The sequence below is a fragment of the Roseococcus sp. GW821-FHT12F05 genome (assembly GCF_058806835.1).
The window spans coordinates 288,905-302,828 of the sequence record NZ_JBXAQB010000002.1 but is presented as its reverse complement, the minus strand read 5'-3'; the positions used below and the strand labels follow the sequence as shown (position 1 = coordinate 302,828).

Here is a 13,924-nt window from a genome sequence, read left to right as displayed (position 1 = left end):
CATGGCCGAGGAGGGCGACGGCGAGGAGGGCGAGGAACGCACGGAAGATCCCTCCCATAAGCGGCTGCAGAAGGCTTGGGAGGAGGGCCAGGTCGCGCTATCGCGCGAGGCGGTGGGCTTCGTGACGCTGATGGCGTCGGCGCTGGGTGCGGCCCTGCTCCTGCCGGGCCAGGTCCGGAGCGTGGCCTCGGCCATGCGTGGCACCTTCTCGCGCGCCCATGAGATGGAGCCGATCCGCGCCGCCGGCGAATGGCTTGTTATGTTCATCGACCTCGCCTGGCCCATCGCCGCCGCCGCGATCGTCGGCGCTGCGGCCGCGACGCTGGCGCAGACGCGCGGCGCGATCTCGGTGAATCAGTTTGTCCCGAACCTGTCCAAGCTCTCGCCCGCGACGGGGCTCCAGCGCATCATCGGCGCGGAGGCTCTGCTCGAATTCCTGAGGACCGTGCTGAAGCTCGGCATCGTCGCGGCCGCGCTCTGGCTCGTGGCCGCGGACCTGCCCGGCCTCTCCGCCGTGCTGGAGATGCCGCCCTCGGAGGTCTTCGCCGCGGCCGGGCGCGGCGTGCTGCGCCTCGTGCTGACCACGCTCGCCGCCTTCGCGCTGATCGCCGGGCTCGACGTGCTGCTGGTGCGCCATCGCCATCACGAACGGCTGCGCATGTCGCGTCAGGACCTGAAGGAGGAGATGAAGGAGAGCGAGGGCGACCCGCAGATTAAGGGCCGGATGCGGCAGCTGCGCGAATCCATGGGCCGCCGGCGCATGCTCGCCGCGGTGCCCAAGGCGACGGTGGTCATCACCAACCCGACGCACTACGCGGTTGCCTTGTCCTACGAAGCCGGGCAAGCGGCTGCGCCGAAGCTGGTGGCCAAGGGGGTGGATGCGATGGCGGCGCGAATCCGCGAGGCGGCGCGGGAGGCGGGCGTGCCGATCGTGCCCGATCCGCCGTTGGCGCGCGCGCTCCATCGCCTTGAGGTGGAGGCGGAGGTTCCGAACGAGCATTGGGAGGCGGTCGCGAAGATCATCGCCTATGTGATGCGCCTGCGCGGGCGGGCCTGATGCCGGAACGTAATCTTTCGCCCGGCGCGGGTGCCGTGATCGCCGTCCTTCCGCAGCCGGCCCTGCTGCTAGATTCCGCCGGGCGGATCGTGGTGGCGAATCCGGCGCTGCGCCGCAGCCTCGAGGGCGGTCTGCTGATTCGGCCGGGCGACGACGCGGCGCGGGTCTTCCCGGCCGCGGCCGCGGCCATTGCCGCCGCCTTGCGCGGCGAGACGCCGATGGCCGTTCCGGAGGGCGGCAGCCTGTTGCGCGCCCTGCCGCTGGGTGGCGCCGGCGCGATGCTCCTGCTGGAGCCGGCGGCTGGCGGCGGCTCGGCCCGGCTCGAGATCCTGGGCCGGCTGGCCGGCGGCATCGCGCACGATTTCAACAATCTGCTCGGCGTGGTGCTCGGCGGCTCCGCGGCCCTGCGGCGCATCGCCCCGCAGCCGGAGGCTGCCGAGGAACTGGGCGCGATCGAGCAGGCAGCGCAGCGCGGCGCCGCGCTGGTCCGGCAATTGCTGGCCTTCGCGCGGCAGCAGGTGATGGCGCCGCGCATCGTCGAGCTGAACGAATCGATCCGGCAGCTCGCCATCCTCCTGCCGCGACTCCTCGGATCGGGGATCGCGCTGGAGCTCGACCTGGAGGAGCCGTCGCGGCGCATCCGCGTCGATCCCTCGCAATGGGACCAGGTGCTGCTGAACCTCGTGGTGAATGCGCGTGACGCCATGCAGGGGAAGGGGCGCCTGCGCATCGCGACGGGGCGGCGGCTGGTACTCGCGGGCGAGACGCTGAAGCCCGGCCGCTACGCGGTTGTGGAGGTGGCGGATGACGGGCCCGGCATCGCGCCGGAGGTGCTTTCCCGAATTTTCGAGCCCTTCTTCACCACGAAGCTCGAGCAGGGCGGGACGGGGCTGGGGCTCGCGACGGTCCAAGGGATCGTCGGGCAGTTCGGCGGGCAGATGGAGGTGGAGAGCCGGCCCGGCACCGGCACGACCTTCCGGATCCTGCTGCCACGGCATGACGGCCCGGCGGAGGTCGAGGCGCCCCTACCCGCTGCGGCCGGGCCGGCCGTCGAGGGGCCGGTGCTCCTGGTCGACGACGAGCCGACGCTGCTGCGCGTGGCGCGGTTCGGCCTGCAGCAGGCTGGCTTCGGCGTCGAGGTGGCGGGCGATGCGGAGGAAGCGCTCGAGCGCATCGAGGCGGGGCTCGCGCCCTGCCTCGTCGCGACGGATGTCGCCATGCCCGGAATGGATGGGTTGGAGCTGTCGCGGGCCCTGCGCGCGCGCCGTCCAGGCCTGCCGATTCTCCTGCTTTCGGGCTATTCCGCCTCGACGGTCGATTCGGATCTGACGGGGCAGGGGCTGCACTTCCTGGCCAAGCCCTACACGCCCGAGTCGCTGGTCGCGGCTGTGAAAAAAGCGCTCGGGAAGGCCTGAAATGGCCCTTGCAGCATGCCAGGAAAAAGAACATAACTAGAACAGAAGCGCTGCTTCGGTTTCGGCTACCGGTGGACTCCGGGCCTGGCTTATCAGCGTGTAGCGGGGCGGCGTTTTGCTGCCTTTGGTTGTGGCCTGAGGGGATTTCCAGGATGGAAAAGGGAAAGGCGCTCGACGCCGCGCTGAGCCAGATCGAGCGGGCCTTCGGCAAGGGCTCGATCATGCGCATGGGCTCGAAGAGCGCCATGGAGGGGATCGACGTCATCTCCAGCGGCTCGCTGGGCCTGGACCTGGCGCTGGGCATCGGCGGCCTGCCCAAGGGCCGCATCATCGAGATCTACGGACCTGAATCCTCGGGCAAGACGACGCTGGCGCTGCATGCGATCGCCGAGGCGCAGAAGGGCGGCGGCACCTGCGCCTTCATCGACGCCGAGCACGCGCTCGACCCCGGCTATGCCCGCAAGCTCGGCGTGGACGTGGAGAATCTGCTGATCAGCCAGCCCGACGGCGGCGAGCAGGCCCTGGAGATCGCCGACACGCTGGTGCGCTCGGGCGCCATCGACGTGCTGGTGGTGGACAGCGTGGCCGCGCTGGTGCCCAAGGCCGAGCTGGAGGGCGAGATGGGCGACACCCATGTCGGCTTGCATGCGCGCCTCATGTCCCAGGCGCTGCGCAAGCTGACCGGCACGGTCAGCCGCTCCAACTGCCTGCTCATCTTCCTGAACCAGATCCGCCTGAAGATCGGCGTGATGTTCGGCAATCCGGAGACGACGACGGGCGGCAACGCGCTGAAGTTCTACTCCTCCGTGCGCCTGGAGATCCGCCGCATCGGCGCGATCAAGGAGCGCGAGGAGGTCACGGGCAACCAGACGCGCGTGAAGGTGGTGAAGAACAAGATGGCGCCGCCGTTCCGGCAGGTCGAGTTCGACATCATGTTTGGCGAGGGCATCAGCAAGGTCGGCGAGCTCATCGACCTGGGCGTGAAGGCGGCGGTGATCGAGAAATCGGGCGCCTGGTTCAGCTGCGACGGGCAGCGCATCGGCCAGGGGCGCGAGAACGCCAAGCAGTACCTGCGCGACAATCCGGCCATGGCGGACAGCATCGAGAAGCGCATCCGGGGTCAGGGAACGGTGGTGGCCAATGGCATGCTGGCCGCCCCGGAGACCGAAACGGCCGACGAGGACTGAGCGGCCCTCGCCAGGGCGCTCCGCGCCGGCCAAGCTGAGCGCCTGACCCTTCGGAGCCGCCCTTGATGTCGTCGCCTTTCGTCCCCGGAACCTCCATCCGCGTCGAAGGGCGTAGCGGCGGCCCGCTTGAGGGGCTGACCTTCGCCGCGAAGGATCTCTTCGACGTCTCGGGCCAGCCCACGGGCGGCGGCAATCCGGATTGGGCGCGGCAGCATCCTGTGCCGACGCGGCATGCCTGGGCCGTGCAGGCGCTGCTCGACGCCGGCGCCGCGCTGATCGGCAAGACCATCACCGACGAGGTCTCCCTCGGCATCCTCGGCGAGAACGCTTTCGAGGGCACACCGCTGAATCCTGCCGCGCCGGGCCATGTCCCGGGCGGCTCCTCCTCCGGTTCGGCGAGCGCGGTGGCGCAGGGGCTCTGCGACACGGCGCTGGGCACGGACACCGGCGGCTCGGTGCGCGTGCCGTCGAGCTTCTGCGGGCTCTACGGGATCCGGCCGACGCATGGGCGCCTGAATCTCACGGGCATGCTGCCTCAGGCGCCGAGCTCCGACACGACGGGCTGGTTCGCGCGGGATGCTGCCACCTTCGCGCGTGTTTCGGAGGTGCTGCTGAGCGAGTCCATCGGCGAGGCGCCGCCGACGAAGCTCCTCATCGCCACCGACGCCTTCGGCTTCGCCGAGCCCGCCGTCGCCGAGGCGCTGCAGCCTGTCCTCGCTCGCCTGAAGCGCCTCGTCCCGGAGGCTGAGGAGGTGGTGATGGCGTCGCAGGGCCTCTCCGCCTGGGGCCGTGCCCAGCGCACGCTCCAGCCCGTCGAGGCCTGGAACACCTTTCGCGAGTGGGTCGAGCGCGACAATCCCCGTTTCGCCTTCAGCGTGGCGAAGGCCCTTGTCCTGGGCGCCATGTCCAGCGAGGCGGATCGCGGCTGGGCCGAGCTCATGCGCCGCGAGGTCCGCGGCCGGCTGCGCCATCTGCTGACGCCGGGCACCATCCTCGCCATGCCGACCACGCCCTTCCCGGCTCCCAAGGCCGGCCTGCCGCTGAACGTGCTGACGCCGCTGCGCGACCAGATCCTGTGCCTCTGCGCGCAGGGCGGGCTGGCCGGCCATCCGCAGGTGAATCTGCCCGGCGCCACGGTCGAGGGCCGGCCCGTCGGCCTGTCCATCCTCGCAGCCCGGGGCGCCGATACGCTGCTCGTCCGCACCGCCCTCGCCCTGGAGAATCCGACATGACCCCAAACATTCCCGAAGTCGTCGAGGAGATCCGGGAAAGGTTCGAGCGCTACGAGCAGGCGCTGATCGACAAGAACGTCGAGGTGCTGGACGACACCTTCTGGAACTCGCCCCACACCATCCGTCTGGCCATCCACGAAAACGGCTTCGGCTTCGACGAGATCCACGCCCACCGCGTCCGTCGCCCGCCCGGCCCCGGCATCAAGCTGGAGCGCATCCGGCTGGAGATCCTGACCCTCGGCCGCGACGTCGCCACCGTGAACCTGATCTTCCGGATGCGCGGCCGCGGCGACGCCCCGGCCCGCCAGACGCAGACCTGGGTCCGCTTCCCCGATCTTGGATGGAAGGTCGTCTCCGCCCATGTCTCCGTGACCGAGACCAGCCCTGCCTATTGAGGGGCTTGTCTTGCCAGGGTAATTCCCGCCCTCAGGTTTTTCAGAGCACCCCCCGATGAGCAGCAGCAACGACATCCGCGCCACCTTCCTGGGCTATTTCGCGCGCAACGGGCATCGCGTCGTGGAGAGCAGCCCGCTCGTCCCGCGCAACGACCCGACGCTGATGTTCGCCAATTCGGGCATGGTGCAGTTCAAGAACGTCTTCACCGGCGCCGAGAAGCGCGATTACTCGACGGCGACCACGGCCCAGAAATGCGTGCGCGCCGGCGGCAAGCACAATGACCTGGACAATGTCGGCTACACTGCCCGGCATCACACCTTCTTCGAGATGCTGGGGAACTTCTCCTTCGGCGACTACTTCAAGGAGCAGGCGATCACCCATGCCTGGGAGCTGCTGACCAAGGATTTCGGTCTGGAGAAGGAGAAGCTGCTGGTCACCGTCTATTCCGAGGACGAGGACGCCGCCGCCCTCTGGCGCAAGATCGCGGGCCTGCCGGACAGCAAGATCATCCGCATCGCGACCTCCGACAATTTCTGGCGCATGGGCGACACCGGCCCCTGCGGCCCCTGCTCGGAGATTTTCTATGACCACGGGGACAAGATCCCGGGCGGCCCGCCGGGCAGCCCCGATGAGGACGGCGACCGCTTCATCGAGATCTGGAACCTCGTCTTCATGCAGTTCCTCGAGGAGCCGGCCGGGGTGCGCAACCCGCTGCCCCGCCCCTCGATCGACACGGGCATGGGGCTGGAGCGCTTCGCGGCGATCCTCCAGGGCAAGCACGACAACTACGACACCGACACCTTCCGGGCGATCATCCTCGAATCTGCGCAGCTGACCGGTCAGGACCCCGACGGCCCCTTCCGCGCGAGCCACCGCGTCGTCGCCGACCACCTGCGCGCCGGCGCCTTCCTGCTGGCCGACGGCGTGCTGCCCTCCAACGAGGGCCGCGGCTATGTGCTGCGCCGCATCCTCCGCCGCGCCATGCGCCACGCCCATATGATGGGCGCGCAGGAGCCCCTGCTGCACCGCCTCTTCCCGGCGCTGGAGCGGCAGATGGCCGCCGCCTATCCGGAGCTCTCGCGCGCCGCGAACCTCATCACCGAAACCTTCAAGCTCGAGGAGAACCGTTTCCGCACGCTGCTGGACCGCGGCCTCGGGCTGCTGGAGGCGGAGAAGGCCAAGCTCGGCGAGAAGGAAGCGCTGCCCGGCGACGTGGCCTTCCGCCTCTACGACACCTTCGGCTTCCCGCTCGACCTGACGCAGGACGCGCTGCGCGCCGAGGGGCGCGCGGTGGACGTGGCCGGCTTCGACGCCGCCATGGCCGAGCAGAAGAAGCGCGCCCGCGCCGCCTGGGCCGGCTCGGGGGAGGCGGCCACCGAGACCCTGTGGTTCGACCTCAAGGAAAAGCTCGGAGCCACGGATTTCCTGGGATATTCCACCGAGACCGCCGAAGGCACCATCACCGCCATCGTGGCCGATGGCGCCTCGGTGAACAGCGTGGCCGCCGGCCGCGACGTCGCGATCGTGCTGAACCAGACGCCCTTCTACGGCGAGAGCGGCGGCCAGCAGGGCGATGCCGGCGTGATCCGCGCGGGCAATGCCGTGATCCGCATCCGCGACACGCAGAAGAAGCTCGGCGACCTCTTCGTCCATCTCGGCAAGGTCGAGAGCGGCGATATCGAGGTCGGCCAGGCCGTCGTGGCCGAGGTGGACCATGTCCGCCGCGGCGCCATCCGCGCCCACCACTCGGCGACGCACCTCCTGCACGAGGCGCTGCGCCGCCGGCTCGGCACGCATGTCGCCCAGAAGGGCTCGCTGGTGGCGCCGGACCGGCTGCGCTTCGACGTCAGCCAGCCCACCCCCATCCCCGCCGAGGATCTCGCCTGGGTCGAGGCCGAGGTGAACTCACGTATCCGCGAGAACGCCGAGGTCACCACCCGCCTCATGACGCCCGAGGCCGCGGTGGGCGAGGGGGCCATGGCGCTCTTCGGCGAGAAGTACGGCGACGAGGTTCGCGTGGTCGCCATGGGCCATGATCCCGCGGCCACGGATCGCAAGGGCAACTACTCCATCGAGCTCTGCGGCGGCACGCATGTGAAGCGGACCGGCGACATCGGCATGTTCCGGCTGGTGAGCGAAGGTGCGGTCAGCGCCGGCGTCCGCCGTATCGAGGCCGTGACGGGCGAGGCCGCCTATGCCGCCATGGAGGCCGAGAGCCGCCTGCTGCGCGAGGCCGCTGCCGCCATGAAGGTCACCCCGGCCGACCTGCCGGCCCGCATCGCGTCCCTTCTCGAGGAGCGCCGCAAGCTGGAGCGCGACCTCTCCGAGACGCGGAAGAAGCTCGCCACCGGCGGCGCCGCGGCCGAGGTGGAGACCGTCGCCGGCCTGCGCCTCGCGCTGCGCGACCTCGGCGACATGCCGGGCAAGGAGCTGAAGGGCCTCGCCGAGGCCATCCTGAAGGGCGGCTCGGCCGATGTGGTCGGGCTCGTCTCCTCCACCGAGGGCAAGGCCAGCATCGTGGTCGGCGTGGGCGAGGTGGCCAAGGGCCGCGCCGATGCCGTGGCCCTCGTGCGTGCCGCGGCCGCGGCGGTCGGCGGCAAGGGCGGCGGCGGACGGCCCGAGATGGCCCAGGCCGGCGGCCCCGAGGGCGACAAAGCCGAGGACGCGTTGGCGGCCATCCGGGTGGCGCTCGCCACCGCCGGTTGAGGCGACGCAGCAAACCCGTGGTATAGCGGCCGGGGATGATCCGCCTGGCCCTCCTCCTGACCGGCGCCGCGGCGCTGCGCGAGCGCTGGCCCGCTCTCATGGGCGTGGGCCTCGTGGCCTGCGGCGTCGGCCTGCTCGTCCTGCTCGACACCAGCGATGGCGCGACCGTCGTCGCCACCTACACCTTCGGCTATATCCTGGTGCTGACCGGCGCTCTCGGCCTGCTCGGCATGCTGAGCCCGGAGGTTCGCGCCAACCGGATGGTCCTCGCCCGCGCGGGCGGCATGCTGGTGCTGGGCCTGCTGATCATCGACTTCCCCTGGAACAACGAGATCGCCAATAGCCTGCTCTTCGGGCTGGCCTTCCTGCTGGACGCGGTGCTGCGCATCGCCGGCGCCTGGATCCTGCGCTACCGGCGCTGGTGGGCCGCCATCGCCGGCGGGCTGGTGGAGGCCGTGCTCGCCGTGCTCGCCATGTGCAACTGGCCGATCACCTATCACCTGATCGTGCCCTTCACGATCGGCCTGCTCCTGATCATGAACGGCGTGACGCTGGCGCGGATGGCGCTGGCGCTGCGCCGCCTGCCGCGGGATGCGTCGATCCTCTCCATCCCGGGCTTCGGCCCGCCCGGCTGGTACGAGCATCTGGAGGAGCTGCGCGCGATCGACCTGCCGGAGATGCCGGGCCGGCCGCCCATGGTGGTCCGCATCTGGACGCCCACGGGCTCGGCCGAGATCGCGGCGCGGCGGCCGGTGGTCGACCGCTACATCGCGGCCGTGGACAAGAACGGGAAGATCTCCAGCGGCCATGCGGTGCTGGACTTCGCGCCGCACATGTACATCAGCCACTACCCCGCGGAGGAGACGGAGCGCGCGGCGAGCGGCTTTCTCGCCCAGCTCCGCGCCACCGCCGAGAACGACGTCCCGGGCCGCTTCCTGGACAGCTACAGATACGAGGTCGACACTTGGTTCCCGGCCGATGCGCATATCGCCTTCCGGCACTTCAACGCCGCCCGTCTGCTTGTCCACTGGGCCCACTACTCCGAGGACCGGACCTACAACTTCACCCGCCGCAACTGCTCGGTGGCCGTGGCGGTCGCGCTGGACGCGGCGCTGGAGGGCATGGGCGGAAGCGGCCTGCCGCTCTGGCGGCGGCTGCCGGCGCTGCTGCTGAACCCCGACCTCTGGGTCGCCGCCATGCTGCGCCGGCGGGCCGAGACCCTGACCTGGACCCCCATGCTCGTCTACGACTATGCCCGCGCGCTGCGCCGGGTGGTGGAGCCGCACCAGATGGGCTGGCTCGGCCGGCTGCGCGGCGCCTGGCATCGCTGGCGGGCCAACCGGCAGGTGGAGCGCGCGGCATGAGCGACGGATCCGCCTCGATCCTGGCCCGCGCGGCGGTCATCGCGACCGCGACGATCTTCGGCCTCACCTACAGCCTCACCGCGCCGCTCATCGCGCTCGACCTCGCCGAGCGGGGGCTGGGCGAGACGGCGATCGGCCTGAACGCCGCCATGCATGCGGTCGGCGTGCTGCTGACGGCGCCGCTGCTGCCGCGCCTGGTGGCGCGGTTCGGGGCGCGGCGGATGGTGGTGGGCGCGCTGCTGCTTTCCGCGGTCGTGGTCGCGCTCTTTCCGGCCGTGCCGCTGATCTGGCTCTGGTTCCCGCTGCGCCTGCTGCTGGGCTGCGCGGCTGAGACGCTCTTCGTCCTCTCCGAGACCTGGATCAACCACCTCTCGGCGGAGGAGAGCCGGGCGCGGGCGATGGCCACCTACACCGCGGCACTGTCCGTCGGCTTCGCGGCGGGACCGCTGATCCTCTCGGTGGCCGGGAGCGATGGCGCGATCTCCTACATCGTCGGCGCGGTGCTGGTGCTCTGCGCGGTGCCGCTGGTGGCGACGAAGCGCGTGGCCGCGCCGCATTTCGGCGAGGCGCCGACGGCCGGGCCGCTCCACTACCTGCGGCTGGCGCCGGTCGCCATCGCGGCCACGGTGCTGAATGCGGCGATCGAGACGGCCGGCATGTCCTTCCTCGCGCTCTACGCCATGGGCGCGGGCTGGACCGAGGCAGAGGCGCCGCGGCTCATCACGGCGCTGATGGTCGGCGCCATCCTGCTGCAGCTGCCGATCGGCTGGCTGGGCGACCGCATGGACCGGCGGCGGCTGGTGCTGGCGCTGGCCGTCGTCTCGGCGCTGGGCGCGCTGGTCTGGCCCTTCGTGCTGCACGATCCCGTGCTGTCCTACGCGACGCTCTTCGTCTGGGGCGGGGCCTTCGTGGGCATCTACACCATCATGCTGACCGTCGTGGGCAGCCGCTTCAAGGGGACCGACCTGGTCGGGATCTATGCCGTGATGGGGCTGGCCTGGGGCATGGGCGCGCTGCTGGGGCCGACGCTGGCCGGATTCTCGATGGGGATCACGACGCACGGGCTGCCGATCTTCGCGGCGCTGGCCTGCGCGGCCTTCTGCGTGTTCCAGGCGATCCGGAAGGGCGACTGAGCGCCAGGTCCCGGCAGATCCTGCCCGGCACGTCCTGCCGGTTGGGGCCACGAGGCCTGCGACTTTCCGGCACGCTTCTTGATGCGCCCGGCCCGGTCACCAGGGAGCGCCAGCCATGTCCATCTCCGGAATCGGGTCCACCCTCGGCCCGCCCAGCGGCGCCGCGCCGGCGGGAGCGTCGAAGCCCTCCGGCGTCGGCGGACCGAAATCCCCTGAGGAGGATTTTCTCGAATTCGCCCGCATGTCGCCCGCCGAGCGCATGCGCGCCGCCATCCTCAAGGAGATGGGGATCACCGAGGAGGAGTTGGCGAAGATGGGTCCGGATGAGCGGGCCAACGTCAACGAGGAGATCGCGAAAAGGCTTCGCGATCAGGCCCTTCAGGCTCGTGAAAGGCAGCCCGGCATGATCGTGGATATCTCGGCCTGAGGGGCCGGAAAGGGCCGGATGGTGGGCGCTACAGGGATTGAACCTGTGACCCCCACCGTGTCAAGGTGGTGCTCTCCCGCTGAGCTAAGCGCCCGGTCCGCGGCTCATCTAGCGAAGTCACGCGGGTGCCACAAGCCCACCCTGCCCATCGATATCTATCCCTGCGCCAGCCCCGCGCGGCGCATCAGCCCGGTCAGCTTTTCGCGCTCGCGGAGCCACAGGGCCTCGGCCTCGTCCGGGCCGGCGCTGACGGGGTCGTTGCCGCTGTCCTCGATGCGGTCGCGGAGTCGAGGATCGTTCACCGCGGCCGCGAAGGCCTGGGAGAGCCGCTGCCGGAGGGGCATAGGCGTGCCGGGCGGCGCGAAGATCATCATCCAGGTGGCGAGCTCGTAGCCGGGCACGATCTCGCCGATCGTGGGCACGCCGGGCAGGTTGCGCCGGCGCGCGGCGCCGGTCGTGGCGATCACCCGGCCACGCTCGCCGCGCAGGACGGGCGAAAAGCTGCTTTCGCTGATGATGCAGGAATCGATGCGGCCGCCGGCCACCTCGCGCGCCGCATCGGCGCCGCCGCGGAAGGGCACATGTTCCAGGCGCACATCCGCCAGGGATTGCAGCATCTCGCCCATCAGATGCGCGATATGCGCGACGCCAGGGGTGCCGAAGGTGACCTCGCCCGGCCGTCGCTTCGCCTCCGCCAGGTAGGCGCGCAGATCCTCGCCCGGAAAGCCGGCCTTGATGCCGAGGATATAGGGCGCTGCCGTGATCTGCGCGCAGATGGGCATGGTGCCGTAGTCGAAGGTCATGCCCCGGTTGGCGAGGGGCCCGGTGATGGAGGTGGCACCCTCCACCAGCAGCGTGTGCCCGTCGGGCGGCGACTGCGCGACGAAGGCGGCGCCGATGGCGCCGGCCGCGCCGGTCCGGTTCTCGACGATCAGCGGCTGGCCGAGATTCTCCGTGACCTTCTGCTGCAGGATTCGCGCGACGGTGTCGGCCACGCCGCCGGCGGAGTAGGGGACGATGAGCCGGACCGGACGGTCCTGAAGATTCTGGGCGGAGGCGATGGCTGGCGCCCAAAGGGGCACAGCGAGCAGGGCTCGGCGATGCATGACGTTTCCCCGGAATTCGTTCCGGACAGGAGAGCAACGCGGCGTCGCCGCTGTCCAGTCAAAACGGGCGCCGGCGTCGGCGTGCCCGGTCCCATGTTGATGCGCATGGGAATCGATCCGAATCCGGTCCGGCGTGCCGGTCGCAGCGATCCCGCGGATCCCGGCCGCCGGGCCGCCTTCCTTGCGGGGTATAACGACTTGACCGGTCGCGGTCGCCGCTCCCAACCTGCGCCGCACCGACCACAAGGGGACCTGCCGATGAAACGCCGAGATCTCTTCGCCGGCGCCGCCGCCGCCACGCTGGCGGGCCCCGCCCTGGCGCAGCCCGCGCAGAACAGGGTGCTGAAATTCGTTCCGCAGGCGAACCTCACCAGCCTTGATCCGATCTGGACCACGGCGAACATCACCCGCAACCACGGGCACATGATCTACGACACGCTCTATGGCGTGAACGCGAACTTCGAGACCTCGGCCCAGATGGCGGCCGGCCATGTGCTGGAGGATGGCGGGAAGATCGTCGTCATCACGCTGCGCGACGGGCTGAAGTTCCACGACGGCGAGCCGGTGCGCGCGAGCGACGTCGTGCCGAGCATCACGCGCTGGATGCGCCGCAACCCGATGGGCCAGAAGCTCGCCACCGTCACCGACGCGGTCGAGGTGGTGGACGACAAGCGCCTGCGCTTCAAGCTCAAGCGGCCCTTCCCGCTGCTTTTCATGGCGTTGGCCCAGGTCTCCAACAGCCCGGCCTTCGTGATGCCGGAGCGGCTGGCCAAGACCGATCCCTTCACCCAGGTGCGCGAGGCCATCGGCAGCGGGCCCTTCGTCTTCAAGGCGGACGAGTTCAATTCCGGCAGCCGCGTGGTCTACACGCGCTTCGCCGACTACGTCCCCGTCTCCACCGGCACGCCGAGCCTGACGGCCGGGCCGAAGGTCGCGCATTTCGACCGGGTCGAGTGGAACATCATCACCGACGCCGCGACCTCGGCCGCCGCGCTGCAGACCGGCGAGATCGACTGGTACGAGCAGCCGCCGCCGGAGATCCAGCAGCTGCTGCGCCGCAACCGGGCCATCAAGATCGAGGCGATCGACCCGCTGCCGCTCACGGGCATCCTGCGCTTCAACCACCTGCACCCGCCCTTCAACGACAAGAAGCTGCGGCAGGCGATCCTGCCGGCGGTGAGCCAGGAAGACTTCATGCAGGCCATCGTTGGCGGGGAGACGGCGAACTACGTCGCCACCTGCGGCATGTTCACGCCGGGCACGCCGCTCGCCTCGGACGCCGGCATGTCCGTGCTGAACGGGCCGCGCAGCGTGGACCGCGCGAAGGAGCTCATGCGCGCCGCAGGCTACACCAACCAGCCCATGCGCCTGATCGGCCCGACGGATATCCTGGCGCCGTCGGCCATGACGCAGGTGGGTGCGGACCTCGTGCGGCGCCTCGGCTTCAATGCCGATATCGTGCTGACCGACTGGGGCACCACCGTGCAGCGCCGCACTTCGCGCGAGCCGGTCGAGCGGGGCGGGTGGAGCATGCTCTTCACCGCCTTCTCCTCCTTCGACTTCGTGAATCCGGCGGCGCATTTCCCGCTGCGCGGCAACGGCAACGACGCCTGGTTCGGCTGGCCGACCATCCCGAAGCTCGAGGAGCTGCGCGACAGTTGGTTCGATGCACCCGACCTCGCCACCGAGCAGCGCATCACGCGCGAGATGCAGACGGTGGCGCTCGACGAGCTGCCCTATATTCCCGTGGGCGCCTACAAGTCGCTGACGGCGCTGCGGACCAACCTGGTGGATCGGGTGTCGGGACTCGCCTTGTTCTGGGGCATCCGGAGGACTTGAGAGGGGCCCTGCCCCTCTCAAACTCTCCCCGCCAGGGCTTCTGGCCCTGGACCCTTTTAGTG

General features: G+C 70.3%; 11 protein-coding genes and 1 tRNA gene. 10 read left to right on the top strand and 2 right to left on the bottom strand.

All coding sequences use genetic code 11. The features are described 5' to 3' along the window. Nucleotide 1 precedes the first annotated feature (1 nt). The 9 genes from AC1ROY_RS06210 (at nt 2) to AC1ROY_RS06170 (ending at nt 10,917) form a co-directional block, all read left to right on the top strand. Entirely contained in the window at nt 2–1,057 is a 1,056-nt protein-coding gene (locus AC1ROY_RS06210; RefSeq protein WP_493147725.1) for an EscU/YscU/HrcU family type III secretion system export apparatus switch protein, read from the top strand. Then, the gene (locus AC1ROY_RS06205; RefSeq protein WP_493147724.1) at nt 1,057–2,472 is read left to right on the top strand and encodes an ATP-binding protein; all 1,416 of its coding nucleotides are present in this window, start codon (nt 1,057–1,059) and stop codon (nt 2,470–2,472) included. Before AC1ROY_RS06210 ends, AC1ROY_RS06205 begins: the two co-directional genes overlap by 1 nt. Before the next feature lie 152 nt (nt 2,473–2,624). Continuing rightward, nucleotides 2,625–3,659, top strand: coding sequence for a recombinase RecA (gene recA, locus AC1ROY_RS06200; RefSeq protein WP_493147723.1), 1,035 nt, complete (start codon nt 2,625–2,627; stop codon nt 3,657–3,659). Nucleotides 3,660–3,724: 65 nt separating this feature from the next. After that, nucleotides 3,725–4,891 carry an amidase gene (locus AC1ROY_RS06195; RefSeq protein WP_493147722.1) on the top strand — a complete coding sequence of 389 codons (1,167 nt, stop codon included), beginning with the start codon at nt 3,725–3,727 and terminating at the stop codon, nt 4,889–4,891. Next, nucleotides 4,888–5,286, top strand: a complete 399-nt coding sequence (locus AC1ROY_RS06190; RefSeq protein ID WP_493147721.1) for an AtzH-like domain-containing protein — start codon at nt 4,888–4,890, stop codon at nt 5,284–5,286. The genes AC1ROY_RS06195 and AC1ROY_RS06190 overlap by 4 nt, the downstream gene beginning before the upstream one ends. Nucleotides 5,287–5,341: 55 nt before the next feature. Continuing rightward, entirely contained in the window at nt 5,342–7,993 is a 2,652-nt protein-coding gene (alaS, locus tag AC1ROY_RS06185) for an alanine--tRNA ligase (RefSeq protein ID WP_493147720.1), read from the top strand. A 35-nt stretch (nt 7,994–8,028) separates the two neighbouring features. Next, on the top strand, nt 8,029–9,357 hold the full coding sequence (locus AC1ROY_RS06180) for an HdeD family acid-resistance protein (protein WP_493147719.1): 1,329 nt from the start codon (nt 8,029–8,031) through the stop codon (nt 9,355–9,357). Next, a complete protein-coding gene (locus AC1ROY_RS06175; RefSeq protein WP_493147718.1) occupies nt 9,354–10,490 on the top strand; it encodes an MFS transporter in 1,137 nt (378 codons plus the stop codon). The genes AC1ROY_RS06180 and AC1ROY_RS06175 overlap by 4 nt, the downstream gene beginning before the upstream one ends. A 241-nt stretch (nt 10,491–10,731) precedes the next feature. After that, complete coding sequence (locus tag AC1ROY_RS06170) at nt 10,732–10,917, top strand: hypothetical protein (RefSeq protein WP_493147717.1); 186 nt, start codon at nt 10,732–10,734, stop codon at nt 10,915–10,917. 19 nt (nt 10,918–10,936) lie between these two features. On the opposite strand, the gene AC1ROY_RS06165 is transcribed toward AC1ROY_RS06170, so the two are convergent. After that, nucleotides 10,937–11,011, bottom strand: a tRNA-Val gene (locus tag AC1ROY_RS06165). A 61-nt stretch (nt 11,012–11,072) separates the two neighbouring features. Beyond that, the gene (locus AC1ROY_RS06160) at nt 11,073–12,023 is read right to left on the bottom strand and encodes a Bug family tripartite tricarboxylate transporter substrate binding protein (RefSeq protein WP_493147716.1); all 951 of its coding nucleotides are present in this window, start codon (nt 12,021–12,023) and stop codon (nt 11,073–11,075) included. A 258-nt stretch (nt 12,024–12,281) separates the two neighbouring features. Here AC1ROY_RS06160 and AC1ROY_RS06155 point away from each other — a divergent pair, with 258 nt between their 5' ends. Further along, entirely contained in the window at nt 12,282–13,862 is a 1,581-nt protein-coding gene (locus AC1ROY_RS06155; RefSeq protein ID WP_493147715.1) for an ABC transporter substrate-binding protein, read from the top strand. Nucleotides 13,863–13,924: the final 62 nt, after the last annotated feature.

Bases quoted from the DNA above. Each gene is read 5' to 3' on its own strand.
- AC1ROY_RS06210 (WP_493147725.1), top strand. From the start codon at position 2: ATGGCCGAGGAGGGCGACGGCGAGGAGGGCGAGGAACGCACGGAAGAT.
- AC1ROY_RS06205 (WP_493147724.1), top strand. From the start codon at position 1,057: ATGCCGGAACGTAATCTTTCGCCCGGCGCGGGTGCCGTGATCGCCGTC.
- recA (WP_493147723.1), top strand. From the start codon at position 2,625: ATGGAAAAGGGAAAGGCGCTCGACGCCGCGCTGAGCCAGATCGAGCGG.
- AC1ROY_RS06195 (WP_493147722.1), top strand. From the start codon at position 3,725: ATGTCGTCGCCTTTCGTCCCCGGAACCTCCATCCGCGTCGAAGGGCGT.
- AC1ROY_RS06190 (WP_493147721.1), top strand. From the start codon at position 4,888: ATGACCCCAAACATTCCCGAAGTCGTCGAGGAGATCCGGGAAAGGTTC.
- alaS (WP_493147720.1), top strand. From the start codon at position 5,342: ATGAGCAGCAGCAACGACATCCGCGCCACCTTCCTGGGCTATTTCGCG.
- AC1ROY_RS06180 (WP_493147719.1), top strand. From the start codon at position 8,029: ATGATCCGCCTGGCCCTCCTCCTGACCGGCGCCGCGGCGCTGCGCGAG.
- AC1ROY_RS06175 (WP_493147718.1), top strand. From the start codon at position 9,354: ATGAGCGACGGATCCGCCTCGATCCTGGCCCGCGCGGCGGTCATCGCG.
- AC1ROY_RS06170 (WP_493147717.1), top strand. From the start codon at position 10,732: ATGTCGCCCGCCGAGCGCATGCGCGCCGCCATCCTCAAGGAGATGGGG.
- AC1ROY_RS06160 (WP_493147716.1), bottom strand. From the start codon at position 12,023: ATGCATCGCCGAGCCCTGCTCGCTGTGCCCCTTTGGGCGCCAGCCATC.
- AC1ROY_RS06155 (WP_493147715.1), top strand. From the start codon at position 12,282: ATGAAACGCCGAGATCTCTTCGCCGGCGCCGCCGCCGCCACGCTGGCG.